Here is an 18,781-nt window from a genome sequence, read left to right on the forward strand (position 1 = left end):
TCTACTGCGATAGCGTTATCAACGCCTAAGCCTGTTTAAACCGCCGCCGGACGCCACTTCAACAGCCGTTGTTCGACGGCAGTCAACAGATAGTCCGCAGCGAGTGCGACCACCGCCAGCACGATCATCGCGGCGAACACGCCACTGGCATTGAACGCACCTTGTGCGGTCGAAATCAGCAGCCCGATACCCTGCTTCGAACCAAGAAATTCGCCGACTACCGCACCGACCAGCGCGAAACCGAAGCTCACATGCAGGCTCGCGAGAATCCAGCTCAGCGCCGACGGAATCACCACGGATGTGGTCACCTGGCGACGCGATGCACCGAGAATCTGCGCATTGGCGATCATGTAGCGATCGGCCTCACGCACGCCCTGAAACGCGTTGGCGAATACGACGAAGAACACCATCACCACCGCCAGCGCCACCTTCGATGCCATGCCGAGTCCCAGTGCAATCACGAACACCGAGCCGAGCACCACTCGTGGAATCGAGTTGGCGATCTTGATGTAGAGGCTGAATACGTCGGAGAGAAGCTTATTGCGGCCCAGCACGATGCCGCAAAACACACCGGCAACCGAGCCGATAATAAAGCCGAGCCCGGTTTCTTCGAGCGTGACCCACACTTGTGTCAGCAACGGACCCTGCGACGTGCCGTTCACGAACCAGTCGACGATCTGTTCGAAAATCGCGCTAGGCATCGAGAAGAAAAATGGATCGATCCACTTAAGCCGCGCGGACAGTTCCCAGCCGCCAAGAACGATTACGAGAACGAGAACGCGTAGCGAAATCACTAAAGCATGACGCTGACGGATACGCTTCTGCGCAACCCGTTCGACCTGAGCGAGCGACGTGGGATCGATACCGGAAGGCATCATCTGTTGAGGGGTAGTAGACATGTTTGCCGTTCCTTGATTAACCGATCTGCACTTCTTCGCGCAGGTCATGCCAGATATCGCGCGAAATCTCGATGAAACGCGGGTCGTAGCGAACTTCCGATGTGACGCGCGGACGCGGCAGATCGATTTCGTACACCTTCTTCAACGTAGCGGGACGCGCCGTCAACACGAACACACGATCGGCGAGCGCAATGGCTTCTTCGAGATCGTGCGTGACGAACACGACAGAACCGGCACCGCCCCACAATTGCAGCAGTTCATCCTGCATCAGCGTGCGGGTCTGCATGTCGAGCGCGGAAAACGGTTCGTCCATCAGCAGGATTTCCGGCTTGTTGATGAACGTCTGCGCCAGCGCCACCCGCTTGCGCATACCGCCCGACAATTGATGCGGATAGTGCTTGCCGAACTTGTCGAGGCCCACGCGGCGCAGCCATTCGTTGGCTTCGTCATAAGCGGCCGATTTCGAGCGGCCGCGATACAGCGGACCCGCTGCCACGTTGTCGAGCACCGAGCGCCACGGGAACACCGCGTCGGCCTGAAACACGAAGCCGATGCGCGGATCGATGCCGTCCACCGGTGCGCCCATGACGCGCACTTCACCGGTGGTCGGCTTCAGCAACCCGGTAATCATGCTGAGGGTCGTGGACTTTCCGCAACCCGTCGGCCCGACCACGGCGACGAACTCGCCGCGTGCCACCGACATGCTGAAGTCGCGCAATGCGATTGTCGCCTTGCCGTCGGGCGAGATGAAACGGCACGATACGTTGCGCATTTCAATGGCGGGCGTATCGCGTGACATAGGTTGATTCATCGGCTGATGCCTCGCTGTTTTCGTGATGTTGAATGGGCGTTATTTCGCCGCCGTCCTGACCGGGGCCGACAGGTAGTCGTTGGTGTACGTCTTCGCCAGATCGATATGCTTGCCCTTCACCGAAGGATTGAACGCCGACAGTACTTTCAGCACGGTATCCGGGCCATCGGCGGGCATCTTGCCGTCCTTCGTGAACATCGGCAGCGACGCCTTCAGCGCGCCGACATACAGGTCCCGGTTGCTGCCGTAGTAGTCCTTCGGCATCTTGTCGGCGATCTCTTCCGCGCTGTGGGTCGCGATGAAGTTCAACGTTTTTGCGAAAGCGTGCGAGAGCTTCGTCGCGTCGTCCTTATGCGACTCGGCCCACGCGCGCTGAACATAGAAGCTCGACGCCGGATACGTGCCGCCCAGCGCGGCCCGTGTGCCATTGAGCGTGCGCATGTCGACCAGCACCTTCGCGTCACCCGTTTTCAGCAGCTGGGAGACGGTCGGCTCAGTGGTCATACCCGCATCGATACGGTTCTGCTTGATGGCCGCGATAAAGCTGTTATCGGCGCCCACCGGCAACAATGTGTATTGCGTCGACGGCACGCCCGCGCGCTGCGCGAGGTATTGCGTGAGGAAGCTGGTCGACGAACCGAGTCCGGTCACGCCAAGCGTCTTGCCCTTTGTGTCGGCCATGCTTTTGAGCGTGTCGGCGGATTTGGTCGCGACCATTTCCACTTCACCCGGCACCTGGCCGAAAATCACGAGTGCCTGAATCTCCTTGCCCTTGCTTTGCAGATCGATGGTGTGGTCGTAAAAGCCCACCACGCCTTGCACCGCGCCCGCCAGCAGTTCGTTTTCCGCATCGACGCCTGCCGGTTGCGAGAGAATTTCGACGTCGAGCCCTTCGTCCTTGAAATAGCCGAGCTGTTCGGTGAGCTTGGCCGGCAGGTAGATGATCTTGGTGGCGCCGCCGACCATGATCGTGAGTTTTTCGGCGTGAGCGACGGCCGACGCAGCAGCAAGAGCAAACGCAACACCTGACACAGCAGCGATCTGGCGCAAGTTACGCATGATGCAGTCTCCTTAGGTTTGGTCGCCGCTGGGCAGTGCACGCGGCGCTTTCTGAATAGATGACGGCGATTATAGAAATGCGAAACCTTCTGCCAGCTTTCTGGGGAGTACCCAATTCATGGGTGTTAACCCGCAACGCCGCGACAGGTCACCGGGATGCGCGAGCATGTGTACTCCCAACCACACGTAAAGCGCGCAAAGCCCTTGTTTTACGGCACAATCGACGACCTGACTTTTGCCGTGTCCGTGATGAAACTGCTGCTCATAGAAGACAATCCGACCCTGGCGCACTGGCTCGCGAAGATGCTGGAGCAGGAAGCGTTCGCGCTCGACACCGTGCAGGACGGCGACGCCGCCGACCGTTTGCTGAGCACCAGTCGCTACGATGTGATCCTGCTCGACCTGAATCTGCCGAAGCTGTCGGGCAAGAACGTGCTGCGCCGTTTGCGTCAGCGCGGCGATGCGACACCTGTGCTGATTCTGACCGCGAGCGGGTCGATCGACGAAAAGGTGGAACTGCTCGGCGCGGGCGCAGACGACTACCTGGTCAAACCGTTCGAAGTGCGCGAGCTGATTGCGCGAATCAAGGTGGCGATCCGTAGGCAGTCGCCGTCGAAAGCGAGCGAGGTGATCTGCGGCGATCTCGCGTTTCACATCGACACACGCCAGTTCACGCTGAAAGGCGCGCCGCTCAATGTCACGCCGCGCGAACGCTCGGTGCTCGAAGCGCTGATTCTGCGGCTCGGTAAAACGGTGACGAAACCGGCGCTGGTCGACGCGATCTTCACGCTCGCCGACGAGCCGAGCGAGGACGCGGTCGAGATCTACATTTCCCGTCTGCGCAAGAAGCTCGACGGCAGTTCGGCCGCAATCGTGACGTTACGCGGGCTCGGTTATCTGCTGCGCAAGAAAGACGATGACCAATAGCCTGCGCATGCGCCTGCTGTGGTGGCTGCTGGTGCCGCTCGCGTTATATGTGTTCGTCACCGGCAAGGCCGAATACGACAACGCCAGGCGCACCGCAGATCTGGTGCAGGACAATCAGCTGATTTCGTCGGCGCGCATGATCGCGGGCGAAGTGGAATGGCTGGACGGTTTTCTGCGTGTCGATGTGCCGCCCGCCGCGCTCGAAATATTCGTATCGCCGTATCGCGATCAGGTTTTTTACAGCGTGCGCGTCGAAGACGGAGCCTTGCTCGCGGGTACGCCGGATTTCCCGCAGCGTCCCGCGCAGGCGCCCGACACGCCCGATCACTACGATACCGCGCTGCAAGGCAAGCCAGTGCGCGCAGTCGGCCTCGTGCGTCTGATGTACGACAATGGCGTGACGCGCCGCGTGCGGGTGACGGTCGGCAAAACTGTCCGCTCGCGCGATGCGATGGCCCAGCAGCTATGGCAACCGCAACTCGTGCGGCAGATCGAGATGATCGTGCTGGCAGTGGCGCTGGTTTGCATCGGGCTGACTTTCGAATTGCGGCCGCTGATGAAGGTGAAAGACGATGTCGCCGACCGCGATCCGATGCAACTCGAACCGATTCGGGTCGAACGGCTGCATACCGAATTGCGGCCTATCGTCGAAGCGATCAATCAGTGCATTGCGCGGCTCGGCGTGCAGGTGGCCGCGCAGCGCCGCTTCATCGCCGATGCCGCGCACCAGTTGCGCACACCGCTCACGTTGCTCGGCACGCAGTTGCAGTTCGCGCGACAGCAGGACGGCCTGAATCCCGCGCTCGACGAAGCGCTCGCTGCGATGCATCGTAGCAATCGTTCGATGGTCGGGCTCACCAACAAACTCCTGCTGCTGGCGCAAGCCGAAGCGGCCGACACGACGCAACTCGCGGTAGAGAGCGTCGACCTCGTGCCGCTTGCGATGGAGGTCGTGGAAGACCTCGCGCTCCTCGCGCAGGCGCGTGGTATCGACCTTGGCGCCGAACTGACCGGCGTTGCAGCGGTGGCGGGTCATCGGGGCTTGCTGCAGGCGCTGATCCAGAACCTCGCGGAGAACGCGATCCGCTATACCGGCAGCGGCGGTCACGTCACTGTCGCCGTCAACGCCACCGCGCATACCGTCGCCGTCAGTGTGCTCGACGACGGTCCGGGTATTCCAGCCGAGTCGCGCAGCCGGGTGTTCGAACCGTTTTTCCGGGCCTCGACAGATACCGACGGCACAGGTTTGGGCCTTGCGATCGTGCGTGAAATCGCCGACGCGCATCAAGGCGAGATCAGCCTGAAGCCGGGCGACGGAGGCAAAGGCGTCGACATCAGCGTCACGTTTCCGCGCGCCAATGCCCTGCGCGCGTCGACCGGCTGAATCCGCCGCCTCAAATAAAAGTACTCGGGATAAACCCGCAATCAGAAAGAAACACGCACTGGCGAAAGCATTGCGAAGGATTTGAGCCGCTAGAATTTCTGGCAGCACGCCATCGAATGCCACTCGACGATGCGCGATATAACGGAGACAAAACTCACAATGACTCGTCCTTCGACGCGACTTTCGCGCGCCGCCCGCGCCACGGCTGCGACGTTAGTCACGCTCTGTCTGCTCGCGCAACCGGCTTCGCCGGCGCGCGCAGACGTGCCGGAAAAGATCGTTGTCATGGTCGGCGGCATCTCCAAGCTCATCTATTTGCCGGTGCAACTCACCGAGCGGCTGGGGTACTTCAAGGCCGAAGGGCTCGACGTCGAATTGCAGTCTCAACCGGCCGGTATCGACGCAGAAACCGAGTTGCTGGCGGGCAGCGTTCAGGCGGTGGCCGGCTTCTATGACCACGCTATCGATCTGCAAACCCGAGGCAAGGAAGTGAAGGCGATCGTCGTGTTCGGCCAGGTGCCGGGCGAAGTGATGATGGTTTCCAGGAAAGCCGCCGGCTCGATTAAAAGCATGGCGGACGTCAAGGGTAAAACACTCGGCGTAACCGGCCTCGGGTCATCGACCAATTTTCTGACGCAATATCTGGCGAAACTTAACGGTGTGCCGGCTTCGCAGTACAACGTGCTGCCGGTCGGCGCGGACCATAGTTTTATCGCAGCAATCAGGCAGGGACATATCGACGCCGGCATGACCACTGAGCCGACCGTCTCGCAGTTGCTGAAGACCGGCGACGCACAGGTTCTCGTGGATATGCGCAATGTCGAAGGAACCCGCGCGGCCCTTGGTGGCACGTATCCGGCTTCGAGCCTCTACGTGCAAAGCACGTGGCTCGACAAACATCCCGCCGAAGCTACCGCACTCGCGCGTGCCTTCGTGAAGACGCTGCAATATCTGCATACGCACAGCGCCGAAGAAATCGCCGCGCAAATGCCGAAGGATTATGCCGGCAACGACAAGGCGCTTTATTTGAGCGCGCTAAAGGCTTCGCTGCCGATGTTCACAGTGGACGGCAAGATGCCTGCCGACGGACCGGAAACTGTGCTGAAAGTGCTGTCGGCGTTCAAACCATCAGTGAAGAGCCGGCATATCGATCTGTCGCGGACATTCACCAATCAGTTCGTCAACGGCGTCAAGCCGTGAACGGATCGCATGACGCGCCGGCTTGAAATAACAAGGGACAATCCATCGTGTTTTCAGGCAGTTTGCGCGGACGATTGCTGTGGTGGCTTCTGCTGCCTCTCGCGGCATTCGTTTCCATTTCCGGCGCGATTTCATACCGCTTCGCGCAGACCACGGCCGATCTCGTGCAGGACAATGCGCTGCTGTCGTCGATGCGGATCATTGGCGAGGATATCGATTGGGATAACGGCTCGGTGTCGATCCAGGTGCCGCCTGCCGCACTCGAACTGTTCGAGTCGCCGGAGCAGGACAGTGTCTTCTATCGCGTCGAGGCGAGCGGCCACCGGCTGCTGGCAGGTAATCCCGAGTTACCGTTGCCGCCGCACGCAGGCGACGCGCCCACGCTCTATTCCACCCGTCTCGAAGACGGACGCGCGCTGCGCGCCGTCGCGTATGTGAGGCAGCTTTACGATTCAGGACGCACCGAAGAAGTCGTGGTTGCAGTCGCGAAGACCGAAGGCTCACGTGACGCGATGGTGTGGCATCTGCTGCGTCCGCAATTGTTCAGCGAAGTGCTCACGCTAGTGCTCGCGATGGTATTCGTGTACCTCGGGCTGACCTTCGAACTGCTGCCGTTGATGAAAGTAAAAGACGATGTCGCCGATCGCAAACCATCCCAACTCGAACCTATTCGCGTCGCACGTTTGCACGTCGAATTGAGGCCGATTGTCGAGGCCATCAATCAGTGCATTGCGCGAATGGGGCAACAGGCCGCCACCCAGCGGCAATTCATCTCCGACGCTGCGCATCAGTTGCGCACGCCGCTCGCACTGCTGGTGGCGCAAATCCAGTTCGCACGACAGCGCGACAACCGCGACGTACCGCTCGCCGAAGCGCTGGCGGGCATGCACAAAAGCAGCCGCAAGCTGACCACGTTGACCAACAAACTGCTGTTGCTCGCGCAGGCCGAATCGGCGGCGCCGTCCGGTGCGCGCGAACGGGTCGATCTACACGCTTTAACCGCCGGTGTACTGGAGGAGTTGATTGCTTTCGCGCAATCCCGCGACATCGATCTGGGTGCCGAGCTTGACGACGATCTGTTCGTCACCGGCGACGAAGCATTGACCGCCGCCCTCGTGACGAATCTGGTCGACAACGCGTTGCGATATACGCAACCGGGCGGACGCGTCACCGTCCAGACGCAGCGTTGCCGCGACATGGCAATCGTGCGCGTGATCGACAACGGACCCGGTATCGAAGCCGAAGCGCAAGCGCGTGTTTTCGAACGATTCTATCGTGCGTCGAGTCACGCGGAAGGAACGGGACTCGGCCTTCCTATCGTGAGGGAAATTGCACACCGACAGGGTGGAACCGTCACGCTTGAATCGAATGCCGACGGCGTCGGCCTTGTCGCGACAGTCGAAATGCGCGTATGGGCGGGCGCAACGTAAAGCGCCACACAACTCGCCGAATGAGGGAGAACCATGAAACTGCTGCTCGTTGAAGATGACGCCGATCTCGCGCGCTGGGTCACGAACCTGATGCAGGTCGAACAATTTTCGATCGACTGGGCGCAGACCGGAGAACGCGCCGAAACGCTGCTCAGCCTGCAGTGCTACGACGCCGTGCTGCTCGATCTGCGCCTGCCCGGCATCAGCGGCAAGGCCGTGCTTGCGCGTCTGCGACGCAAACGCGATAACGTGCCGGTGCTGATGCTCACCGCGAACGGCTCGACCGATGACAAAGTGGCCTGCTTCTCTGCTGGCGCGGACGACTATGTCGTCAAACCGTTCGATGCACGCGAACTGGTGGCACGCATCAAGGCATTGATTCGCCGTCAGGCGACGGGTGACAAAGGGCAGTCCATCGAATGCGGCAATTTGCGTTATCTGTTCGACTCGCGTGAATTCGTGTTGCGAAACGAGCCACTGCCTTTGCGCCGCCGCGAACATGCGATTCTTGAAACGCTGATGCTAAAGCAGGGCAAGACCGTTTCCAAATCCACGCTCATCGACAAAGTCTTTGCTCTCGACGATGAACCGAGTGCAGACGCGATCGACATTTACATTCACCGCCTGCGCAAGCATCTTGCCGATTCGACGGCAAAGATCATGACACTGCGCGGACTCGGCTACATCTTGCGCGAAGAAGAACCGCGCGAGGTGTTTGCCGCCGCGTGACCATTCTCGGCATCGTTAATCGGCTCGCTTGACCCTACTCTGTCAACCGTATTGTTTCTGGTGTTTTCACTGACATTCGTCGCACTTCCGCGAAAGAGGCGTGAAGGGTTGGTCTGACTATCCTTGGCTCTGCTACTCAATGGATTTCAAATCAATTCAACATAGCTGCATTGGAGGAGACGATGGTGAAAAAAACCAGGCTGTTGCTGGTGGCAAGCAGCAGTGCATTGGCAGTGGGCAGTGTTCATGCTCAATCGAGCGTACAGCTTTACGGTTTGATGGATCTCAGCGCAGTGTCGTATCAAACCAATGCGAACGCAGATGGACGGCATGCCATTTCAATGGGGATCAACGGCGAGCCCTGGTTTAGCGGCAGCCGCTTCGGTATGAAAGGCTCGGAAGATCTCGGCGGCGGCCTGAAAGCGATCTTCCGTCTCGAAGCGGAATACCGCGTGAGCGACGGCGGCATGGAAGACCCCGGTCAGCTATTCGACCGCGACGCGTGGGTCGGCGTCGAGAGCAAGACCTTCGGCAAATTCACAGCGGGCTTCCAGAACACCGTGGCACGCGATGCAGCCGCCATTTACGGCGACCCCTACACCAGCGCGTCGCTGAGCACGGAAGAAGGCGGCTGGACCAACACCAATAACTTCAAGCAACTGATCTTCTACGCGGGCAGTGCAACCGGCACACGCTATGAAAACGGCCTGGTGTGGAAAAAGCTCTTTACGAACGGCATCTTCGCCGCCGCAGGTTATGCGTTCGGCAACAAGACAAGCTTCGGCAACAACGCGACCTACACAGGAGCACTGGGATATAACGGAGGGCCGTTCAACCTCTCCACGTTCTACAACCACGTGAACAACAATGGCTTCACGAACAAAGCCTATTCGATCGGCGGCAACTACACGTACAGCATTTTTCGCGTGAACGCCGGCTATTTCCACTACACCGGCGATCAGGGCGCACTCGGTCAGCGTCGTGACAATGCATGGACAGTCTCGTTCAAACTGTCGCCGAAAGGACCGCTCGACTACGCAATCGGCTATCAGCAGATGCACGCTTCCAATGCCGCATTCGACGACAACGGTGGTACGGCCAATGCCAACCTCGGCTTCAATCCCGATACCGGCACGGGCAGCGGCTACAAGGAAACGTTATACGCGTCGGTGTTCTATCACCTGTCGCGACGCACTGAACTCTATGTTGCCGGTGACTACATGAAACTGCACAACGGTTACGTCGTCGCAACGACGTTCGGCGCAAAGAACCAGTTGGAGCTGACCACGGGTATTCGTACCCGCTTCTAATCCGCTCCACTTTTCCCTCCAGATGGGCTGCCGCCACTCCAGCGCGGCGGCCCCCTCCTCCGTTAAGCATCTCCTAAGGTTCTTCGCGAAACGCAGGAACTCCCGCAAAAGAAACCTCTGTCGCAATCGCAATTCAACCCATTCCTTCCATAAGCCTTACTTAAGGTTCTCGAATGCATAGTCGGCTCATTAATTGAGTTGCAAATGCATTGATCGGCATACCGCATCCGGTACTTATCGACAGGAGAATCAAGTTGCTCGAAACCTCGACATATCGCGCTGCTCTGATGAGCAATAAAGTACCCGAGGCGACACTCGTTTTCTGGGCGATCAAGATCATGGCAACGACAGTCGGCGAAACCGGTGCGGACTATCTTGCTGTCCACGCGGGCCTGGGTGTCGCATTGACCGACGGCATCATGGTGACGCTTTTATTGGCGGCGCTCGCACTTCAGCTTCGACAGCGCAAATACGTACCGTGGATCTACTGGCTCACGGTAGTCCTCGTGAGTGTCGTCGGAACCCAAATCACCGATGCACTGACCGACAAACTCGACATCAGCCTTTACGTCAGCACAATTGTTTTCGCTCTCGCGCTGATTGTCGTATTTGCGCTCTGGTATCGCCGCGAGGGAACGCTCTCCATTCACACCATTTTCACGACGCGCAGAGAACTTTTCTATTGGGCCGCCGTGCTGTTCACTTTCGCGTTGGGCACTGCCGCCGGCGATCTCGCCACTGAAGCACTCGGACTCGGATTCATGATCGGTGTCGTGGCATTCAGCGCGCTGATCGCGTTGATTAGCGCGATCTACTATGCAGGCGGCAACCCGGTTCTGACATTCTGGCTCGCGTACATCCTGACACGGCCGCTCGGCGCATCGTTCGGCGATCTGCTGTCGCAGTCCCGTACGTACGGCGGAATGGGATTGGGCACGATCAACACGAGCGTGGTCTTTCTTCTTGCCATTGTCGTTCTGGTTCTGCTCGCCACCTTCACCGGACGTCGACCCGATCAGCCGGATACCGCGCGCGAGTCCTGAACCAGAAACACCTCGATCATTCTCCCGTCAACTTTAAGAGCACGACCTATCATGAACCAACGAACCCTCAGTCAAACCATCATCGGCTCGTTCATTGCATTGTCCGCCGTCAGCTTTGGACATATCGATAGAAATGGCATTGCTGTGTTATCCGCGAATGCCGCCGAGTCGGTCAGCGCGTCGAAGCTCGGCGACCTGTCGCCGTTCCGCAAGATCGCAGCGGATACGGCGGCGCTGGTCGACAAAGGCGACCTGAAGGGCGGCAAGGCTCGAATCAAAGATCTCGAACTGGCGTGGGACGATGCCGAGGCTTCGCTCAAGCCGCGCGCGGCATCGGACTGGCACGTCGTCGACAAGGCAATCGACCGGTCGTTGAGTGCGTTGCGCGCGAGCACGCCCGACGCGGCGCAATGCAAGCAGTCGCTCAGTGAATTGCTCGCAACCATGGACCGGATGAGCGGAGCCCGCTGAAGCGCTCTGCCTGGCCTGCGAGGAAAAGTTCGGTTGCCTTGGCGGCAACGCACGTATTTCGCAACAGAAAGCAGATCAGATATCGACGACCTTCGTCGCGCAGAACGCGTCGTTTTCCCAGCGAATCTGCTTCGATACGCCGCCGCAATCAACCGCTAACGGATAGCCGCGCGGATTCGCAACGACGCGCGCTTTACCGTGACGATAGTCGAAAGAGTCGTGTACGTGCCCATGAATCCATAAATCCGCCTGATCGAGCAGATCACGACGATCGCTGAGAAATCCTGCATTAACCGGATGGTCGAGAAAACGAGGGTGGATCGAATCCGGGGAAACACCATGGTGCGTCACCACAACCGTCTTGCCATCGAAAGGCACCGCCAGTTCACGAGTCAGCCAGTCAATCGATGTGCGATGCTCGACCAATGCGTGCTCAGGCGCAAAGCGTTCGTGATGCGTCATCCAGATCAACGAATGGTCGGACATATGCTGCCGCGCGTAGTCCATCGACGATGCGCTGTCTCCATACAGTTCGTAATCGGTCCAGAGACAACTGCCGAGAAACCGCACACCGTTTATCACGATCGCCTCACGCTCGACGTATCTGACCTGTGTGTTTGCTGCTTTTGCGCGAAGTCCGTCCACGAGCGCGGAGTAGCGTGATCCGTATGCCTCGTGATTCCCCGATACGTAGACCACAGGGACCGGCCAATTCGCGAAGGCGTCGACCGCACCGGTGCCGCGATGAATGTCGCCCGCGAGTACGAGGACGTCGGCATCGGTTGCAACGTCCAGCGGCGATATGTCGATGCATCTGCTCTCCACGACATCGAGATGCAGATCTGAAGCAATCTGTATGCGCATTTATTCTGATCGGGTGATGGGCCGGAATGGCCGACAACGCAGGCATCGTTTGCCGGCGGCCACAACTGATGTAAGTCACTTGCGCCACGGCGGTACGATCAACGGCCTGCAGCAAGGCTCCGTTCTACAGCAAACAGCTTAAGAAGCGCTTATTCCGCCGATGCGCGGAGGCACCGCGGCTTTCCAGCCAGGCACGTGTCCCGAGATAATAAAAACGTTTCCCTACCAGAGTATGATACGGCGCGAGCCAAGCCCAGTGAGGATTTGCGCCATCTCGACCTCCGTCTCCCGGTCGTCAAACGCCCCCTTATACGACCGATTCCCCAAAGTGGGGCACAAAATAATAGATGCGTTTCTCGCCCTGCCTAGCAAGGCGTTCCGGCTGAACCGACCCGGAAAACACTTAGGATGTTTTTTCTGCCTAGCCTTCAAGGCGTCGCGAATGCGAACCCAGTTTCCGCCGCCCCCTCTCGCACAAGATTTTCCGCGGCTGGCTTAGTCTGTCGGTCGCCAACGCAACGAACAAATCAGCTCGTCATGCTGCGATTGACGCGGTTATGCCGCGAACCCATCGCCCCTTGATTTGCCGTCCATGACTGCCGACAGGTCATTGAGTCACGTGTTCGGCGCTGCCGCCCGAGCCATCCTGCTCGAGTGCGGGATTGAGCCACTATGGATGCAGCAAAAATGAGTCGAATGGCTGCCCAGCGGATTTAAGCATGGTCTCCGCAGTCGAGCGCCCGCGACAAGCCGCGCGGCTTCGATGAAGAACGATTTGTCGCCAGAGAGGCAGTCAGCGCAAGATATGCGAAACGCCGAGACGTTCATCGCTGTGGCTCCATCCAATCGTCGAAGACTCACTGCGGACCTCGAACTGCGTGGTGCGACGGTTTTTCAAAGGACACTTTTGCTGTCACGCCATGAGACTCACATCGGCGCATCGTTGCCTCTTCCGCCGAAGTGAGCGGACGTTCCTACTATCCGGCGTGCGTCGCATCCTCTGATGCAATTCGACGAACAATCGAAACCGTGCCCGAAGCACTGGTCGCGGTGCCTAGTTGGATGACAGTGGGATTTTTCACTTCACCGCTTCGGACTAGAAGCTCGGCAAAATTAGGTCGACCTAGTCCGAGCGCACGCCGCGAACTTCAAAAATCAAGAATCAACTTCTGCGAATCATCGACCGAAGAATACTCGGCACCTATCTCATTGCCCGGATTGACCTGCGGCGCTTGTTCGCCAGCTAGCCCAAACTGGGCACGCAAGTCTGCAACACGCTCCGCTGCGGCGGCCGAGGTCGCTCTCCTCCGCTTGTCGACGGCCGTTTCCCTACTGTCGACGAGATGCGCGTTCTTCTCCATGTCGTCAATTTTCTTCTGCTTCGCCGCAGATAGCGCATCTTTATTTATCACCCTTTCGACCGTCAGATTTCTCCTGTTGGCATGCGCTGCCACTCGCTTTCTCGCGTTCCCAACCATGGTCAGGAAATCATGTATGCCTCGCGAATCATCGTGAAACTGCTTCTTTGTCGCTTCAGTCGCATCCAAGCAGCTCAGCGTCCCATCTGGCTTCAACCAAAGAAGGTGTAGGGGTGCATTGGGGATTTCATAGACAGTAGCGGTATAGGAACCAATCGGTTTAGACCCGCGATTCATGCTTTCGAACGCTCGAGCCATGCCTTTTAGGCCCTCGGAGGTGTAGAGCCGTCGACCCACCGTCACAACTCCGCCCGGCGCCGCACGATTATGTTTCTCGCAAAGCGTCAAGAAGATTCTCTCTTCTGACCAATCCCATTCGTAGCTATCAGTACGGATGCCCTTGTAATACCGATATATGTCGGCAGGGATAGGCTTGACCCACCCAGCCTTAATCATGTCGGGGGTGAGCAGATGCCTGACGTCAGCCGACGTATTCCATTTACTGAAAGCAGTCAGCAACGCACGCATGAAGGATTCTTTCGTCAGAATGGCATCTTTTTTCGCGTTCATTCTGCGCCGCCTGTCAGCATCTGGATTCCCTCTGGGACGAGTCGAGCCCGGGATAAGGGCAACCTCGTCTTGAAAATAACGCATAATTCCTTCGACAAGCCCTTTACCTCTCGGGTCGCCCGGCCGCGCCATCAAGGAATCAGTTCGCAGACGTGCTACCACTGCCGCCTGTGTTTTTTTCGATATACCAGGTCCTCTGTCGATGAAAATCTGGCTTGCGCAGCCGTACACCAAACCTGCCAAGTTCGGGACACCCCATTTGAGTAGTTCGCGCTCCTTCGGCGTGTAAGCAGAGAAAATGCAGCTCTTATACCCGTCGCCGTTCTCCGTTCCAAAAGTGACGTACCACCCGACGATTGCACTGCTTCCGCGGTCGCTTGCAATGAAGACGGTTGGCTTGCCTACTCCATCGATGAAGATAGTCTCGCTTCCATAGCGCAAATAGATATCTGCGGGCGTCGCATCAATATCGAGGACAGACAGTTCCTCGTCGACCAAATCGCGTGAGCTCCCACCACTGAGCTGCCGACGACGACCGGCCTCGTACTTCCGCGCCTCGTCTCGCTCGTGGCGCGCAGCATAGAGAATTGGTCGCCCGAAACGCAACATATTTGCATCCTCAGGCAAATACTTCGGGTCAACCGGGTACGCCCTTGTTGCACCGTCTGCAGCACGGTTATATGCAACGCGCGTTATCTTAAAGCGGCCGAGAATCATCGTAATTGGGTCATCGTTCTCCCATGCTTGTACACGGATGAAACGCTCCCACGCTACGGCGAGCGGAGGCAAAAGGCGCCTACGCTTATGTCGTGTATTGCTGTCAAGGCGCTCATTGTCGGTAGGACGTCCCAAGTTCGTAACGTAATTCCCCGACTCGTCGCGCAGGTTACGTCGTGACGAGCCCGGTCCTCCTTTCCGCCAGCTGTGCTGCATCGTCGCGTTAGGGTGCTCTCCATAGAAAAGATGCATCTCCAGCCACTTCCGTGCCGTTGGAGCCGCGACATCGTAGATATCAACTGCGTTGGAAATTGCCTCTGCGTATGCAGCCGGGTCCGTAATGACAGAGTCACCCCAATGAGCGCAAATATACGTCACCAGCGAACGCTTCTTGTCCAGCTCAGCATCAATGCCGTCCAGAATAGCCTCCGTGGGCATCTCCGGAGGAATACCTCGCTCGGTGGCTTGATATAGCCGTCCAGTCCGTAACAGGTCTCGAACATACGCGGCCTTCCACCTGACTCGAAGCTTCATTGTTTTAGGCGGTGGGTTTAACTTGATGCCGTGCTCCGTCTGCTCACCGAGTTTCATCATCCACACCCAGGCACCGTCTTCGCAGAGGAACCGATAGGCTGTCTGCTTGCCGGCAGAACCGATATGGAACCAAGTGCCGTGTCGACTGAGCTTGAGGCAAGATGCGCCAACTTCATCTCGTCCCGTAGCCGAAGGAGAATTAGTCGTATCCATAACTGCCAGCGCCTCCTTTGCCACCGCATCGCGCTCCCTGACTTATCGTCGCATTCGGACGCCTGCCATAGAAGAAATTTATTTCCCGCCGCTTGCGCATCGTCGGAACTGAAAGGCCATGAAGGTTGCCCGCATCACGGAACGCCTTGACATACGCCAAAGGCTCGGCAATCACTCTGCAATCCCGATATCCAACGATGCTTGCGATTCGCTCCGGAATGGATTCGACCAACATCTGACGAGGCATGCATTCCTCGTTGATGAAATGCAATCGACCTCCCCTAATGAGACAGACCACATCGTCAGGTGTCCACTTGAATCGAAATGTGGTTGCCGTAGGCCGCGTGCGCAACCCGATGCCGCGTTTCGCTGACTGACCGAGCCCCTTCATCCCCGCCGAGGCACCGCCGTCGCGGAGAAATCGACACGCTATTCGTGTCTTCCTATCACCAACAAGGACGCAAATTCCGCAGGGCGCGGAGCTCAAGGCGTCGCGGCGACAACCCTCAGAAAACACCGATGAGCTAGTGCGGTTCGGGTTCATCTTCAATACTTCCTAGCTAACATCATGGGGCGGTCGCGGCCCAGCAGATATCGGTGGTCCCATGTGAGATGACCGAGAAAGTGCCCGATGCCGAAGAGTCTATAACCACGAGCAAGACTCCATCCGAAGCGCTTAGCAATGATGCCCAATACACGCTCGAGACTGCCGCTTGCATTTGTCGCGTAAAGCGCGCAGGCGAACTCCTTTGCTGCAAGCGCGTCCTTTCCGATATCCTCGGTATGCAGCATGAACGCGAACAGGCGCCGATAGTTCCTGAACTCGGTTTCCGGAATCGTCTCTTCGGTCATGACCTCATGCGTACATCTCCACTTCCATAGGTTGCCCTCCTCGCGGCGATGCCGCCTCAATACTGCCTCGTCGTGTACCAATGCTGCGGGCTTTCCCGATACACCGTGATAAACCCTGAAGGGGTAGCCGGGAATTTGCAAAGTAAGCATGAAGTCGACGGTCATCACATCCGATTTGCGCATACGCTGGCCACGCTCGCAGCTCCAGAGGTACTTCTGACGGTCCCATGAAGGGTACTGCGTGCGTATTTCTGTAACGAATGGGCACATTTCGAAGTAACGCAGCAGCTTTGCTTCGAGATGTGAGTGAAGCGCTGTTTTGCCTCCAGCCTTAAAGCTGAAATACGAACCGGCAATTCCCACTTTGCTTGCGCTTGCATTCTTCCAACATTCGAACGTTTCCGCGCCCTCAACACCTCGCGGGTCGCGCGGCGGCAGCGCTACCGGCCAATCAAGGACGGGACGCCCCCCCAACCTACGCAGAAAAAGTTTCTCTGCCTGTGAGGGGTCAAACAGGACCTTGGTCTCGACCTCGTTCCTATATGCGCGCAATCTCGCCGCCTCGCCTCGCGAGAATGGGAGATGACTACAGTCGCCGACAATTATTTGTTTTGACTCAGCCATCGCTTTGCCTTACTAGAATTGTTAAAGAACGCTTCCTTTCTTCTTGCATTCCACCATGATTCATCAGACCATCTATGTCCATCTGAGCGAAGAAGACGAACGCGCTCAACGATGTCTCGCGTGACTCTCGCTCGCCATGATTCATGCGTGTCGATGCAATCTTTGAGCGCTTTCTCGACGTCAGGATGACTGGTCACTCCGCGACTCCTATATGCGCCACGGACAGCGGATACCAAATACCTCTTCGCGATTCGAGACATTGGACGTGTTTTTATAGCGAGGTCTCGACGCTCAAAGATATGGGCCACAACCTGCGCAACCTGCTTAGCGACACGCATTTGTTGCGATTTCCGGCCACTTTTTAGCGCGTTACGGTCAGGCAATGTACGTTCAAACCATTCGCTGTCGATTCCTAATAGATGCCTTATTGCCGGCCAATAGCCTGAAAATTTCGCCAAATCCATTCGCCTCACTGAAGGGTCCTGGCCAATAATGTTAAGTAGCCACCTACGATGTTTGTCTCGCAAAGCCGAGGCCTCACCAGTTGTCAGACCGCGGTAGTGCTCCACATATTTTCTTCGATGAAGTCCCTCCGCCGACTTCTCCCCTCGCACGAAAGGGCGACGCGAGCGCTCTTTGGCTTCTATCGGCTCGATTTCATCCATTGCATGCTTCAAACCTTGCCAGCCGCCGAAAAGTGCACGAATGACGGCCAAGTTTTGGATTGGATTTCGTACCGGGCGCAAATTAGCTTGCCGCCCAATAAAACGGTCGAGCGTCGTCTCACGGACTCCCATCATTTCAACTGCCTTCTCCCCGACGGTGCTGCATAGCGCATCACGAAGCCGTCTGCGCAAGTCCTGGAGCGAACCCGTACCAAGCTGACGGCCAATTGCAGAAGACAAGTTCTCTGACGTCAGTCGTTTCGGGGCTGCATCGCGAAGCAGGTCTTCTGCCATCGTCGCAATGTCAATCGACTTGGCGACATCAATATCTCCTACTCGCGCAACCGACTTAAGAGCCCCACCGCACAAGCATCGCAGAGTCGGCTGAGAAGCAGGCATCAACCAACCGAACTTCGATTCGCAGTATTCACAAAATGTCACTAGCATTCTTTGATGAGTGACGCATGTCAAAACTCCAGGCATTAAATGCCCTCGACGCCAAATTGAATATCCGTAGTTGGCGCAGTCATCCTCCGCGCAATCTGGACAGAATTTAATGTCTCTCTTCAGCTTCAACATTTGCGTTCCAAACGAGCGGAGCTTCGCCGTTGGTATCCCATGAAGGTGATAGTCATACATTTCTTTCGCCTGAAGCTCGTCCATGAAAGCTCGATAAATCTTGAACCGGGTGTGTTTGTCAATGACGTGCTCGACGCCTGGCAATTCATTCGGAAAGCTCTCGACGACCTCTGCCAGGTTTTGCGGAAAGCGCAACGAAAGTTCTTTTGTCCCCGTCCTAGTATCTTTATGCTCTCTAGAAGTCCTCATGGACGCATGATTCATAAAAAATCCAGCGATGTCTTCTTCATCCCTTATCTGCAACTTAAAGAAAAAGCTTGATTCGTACCAACTCGACACTGCTTAAACCTCTGAACTAGAATTCTGTATCCAACATGCCTTTCCTATGAAAGGCGCCATCAGTCGTTTCATATAAGGCATCGCTCACCTAGGTCGGTTCGCACTGGGCCAATTACCGGCAAGCTGAGCACGGCGCCGTGCTC

At 57.5% G+C, this 18,781-nt stretch carries 15 protein-coding genes; 8 read left to right on the forward strand and 7 right to left on the reverse strand.

All coding sequences use genetic code 11. From position 1 onward, the window contains the following. Nucleotides 1–35: 35 nt before the first annotated feature. Genes ABH945_RS18230 through ABH945_RS18240 form a run of 3 tightly spaced genes read right to left on the reverse strand, consistent with a single transcriptional unit; the run spans nucleotide 36 to nucleotide 2,769 of the window. Nucleotides 36–899 (reverse strand): ABC transporter permease, encoded by an 864-nt coding sequence (locus ABH945_RS18230; protein WP_074770184.1) that lies wholly within the window; start codon nucleotides 897–899, stop codon nucleotides 36–38. A 16-nt stretch (nucleotides 900–915) separates the two neighbouring features. After that, entirely contained in the window at nucleotides 916–1,710 is a 795-nt protein-coding gene (locus ABH945_RS18235; RefSeq protein WP_007178237.1) for an ABC transporter ATP-binding protein, read from the reverse strand. Between the two features lie 39 nt (nucleotides 1,711–1,749). Beyond that, nucleotides 1,750–2,769 (reverse strand): ABC transporter substrate-binding protein, encoded by a 1,020-nt coding sequence (locus tag ABH945_RS18240; RefSeq protein WP_429251421.1) that lies wholly within the window; start codon nucleotides 2,767–2,769, stop codon nucleotides 1,750–1,752. Nucleotides 2,770–3,018: 249 nt separating this feature from the next. Here ABH945_RS18240 and ABH945_RS18245 point away from each other — a divergent pair, with 249 nt between their 5' ends. From ABH945_RS18245 to ABH945_RS18280, 8 genes are all read left to right on the forward strand, one after another. Beyond that, on the forward strand, nucleotides 3,019–3,696 hold the full coding sequence (locus ABH945_RS18245) for a response regulator (protein WP_074771196.1): 678 nt from the start codon (nucleotides 3,019–3,021) through the stop codon (nucleotides 3,694–3,696). Beyond that, nucleotides 3,686–5,080, forward strand: coding sequence for a sensor histidine kinase (locus ABH945_RS18250; protein ID WP_429251422.1), 1,395 nt, complete (start codon nucleotides 3,686–3,688; stop codon nucleotides 5,078–5,080). The genes ABH945_RS18245 and ABH945_RS18250 overlap by 11 nt, the downstream gene beginning before the upstream one ends. A 159-nt stretch (nucleotides 5,081–5,239) precedes the next feature. Beyond that, nucleotides 5,240–6,280, forward strand: coding sequence for an ABC transporter substrate-binding protein (locus ABH945_RS18255; RefSeq protein WP_429251423.1), 1,041 nt, complete (start codon nucleotides 5,240–5,242; stop codon nucleotides 6,278–6,280). A gap of 47 nt (nucleotides 6,281–6,327) precedes the next feature. Then, complete coding sequence (locus ABH945_RS18260; protein ID WP_429251424.1) at nucleotides 6,328–7,710, forward strand: sensor histidine kinase; 1,383 nt, start codon at nucleotides 6,328–6,330, stop codon at nucleotides 7,708–7,710. Between the two features lie 33 nt (nucleotides 7,711–7,743). Continuing rightward, nucleotides 7,744–8,439 carry a response regulator gene (locus ABH945_RS18265; RefSeq protein WP_429251425.1) on the forward strand — a complete coding sequence of 232 codons (696 nt, stop codon included), beginning with the start codon at nucleotides 7,744–7,746 and terminating at the stop codon, nucleotides 8,437–8,439. A gap of 182 nt (nucleotides 8,440–8,621) precedes the next feature. Next, nucleotides 8,622–9,749 carry a porin gene (locus tag ABH945_RS18270; RefSeq protein WP_171910315.1) on the forward strand — a complete coding sequence of 376 codons (1,128 nt, stop codon included), beginning with the start codon at nucleotides 8,622–8,624 and terminating at the stop codon, nucleotides 9,747–9,749. Between the two features lie 287 nt (nucleotides 9,750–10,036). Next, complete coding sequence (locus ABH945_RS18275) at nucleotides 10,037–10,792, forward strand: COG4705 family protein (RefSeq protein WP_429251426.1); 756 nt, start codon at nucleotides 10,037–10,039, stop codon at nucleotides 10,790–10,792. Between the two features lie 51 nt (nucleotides 10,793–10,843). After that, entirely contained in the window at nucleotides 10,844–11,263 is a 420-nt protein-coding gene (locus ABH945_RS18280; RefSeq protein ID WP_429251427.1) for a histidine kinase, read from the forward strand. A gap of 75 nt (nucleotides 11,264–11,338) precedes the next feature. Here ABH945_RS18280 and ABH945_RS18285 read toward each other — a convergent pair whose 3' ends face one another. From ABH945_RS18285 to ABH945_RS18300, 4 genes are all read right to left on the reverse strand, one after another. Further along, a complete protein-coding gene (locus tag ABH945_RS18285) occupies nucleotides 11,339–12,127 on the reverse strand; it encodes a metallophosphoesterase (RefSeq protein ID WP_429251428.1) in 789 nt (262 codons plus the stop codon). Nucleotides 12,128–13,275: 1,148 nt separating this feature from the next. Beyond that, complete coding sequence (locus ABH945_RS18290) at nucleotides 13,276–15,579, reverse strand: hypothetical protein (RefSeq protein WP_429251429.1); 2,304 nt, start codon at nucleotides 15,577–15,579, stop codon at nucleotides 13,276–13,278. Nucleotides 15,580–16,125: 546 nt separating this feature from the next. Next, complete coding sequence (locus ABH945_RS18295; protein ID WP_429251430.1) at nucleotides 16,126–17,055, reverse strand: hypothetical protein; 930 nt, start codon at nucleotides 17,053–17,055, stop codon at nucleotides 16,126–16,128. Beyond that, a complete protein-coding gene (locus ABH945_RS18300; protein WP_429251431.1) occupies nucleotides 17,034–18,638 on the reverse strand; it encodes a TniQ family protein in 1,605 nt (534 codons plus the stop codon). The genes ABH945_RS18295 and ABH945_RS18300 overlap by 22 nt, the downstream gene beginning before the upstream one ends. Nucleotides 18,639–18,781: the final 143 nt, after the last annotated feature.

Source organism: Paraburkholderia sp. GAS333, from assembly GCF_050435665.1.
Lineage (GTDB): Bacteria > Pseudomonadota > Gammaproteobacteria > Burkholderiales > Burkholderiaceae > Paraburkholderia > Paraburkholderia fungorum_A.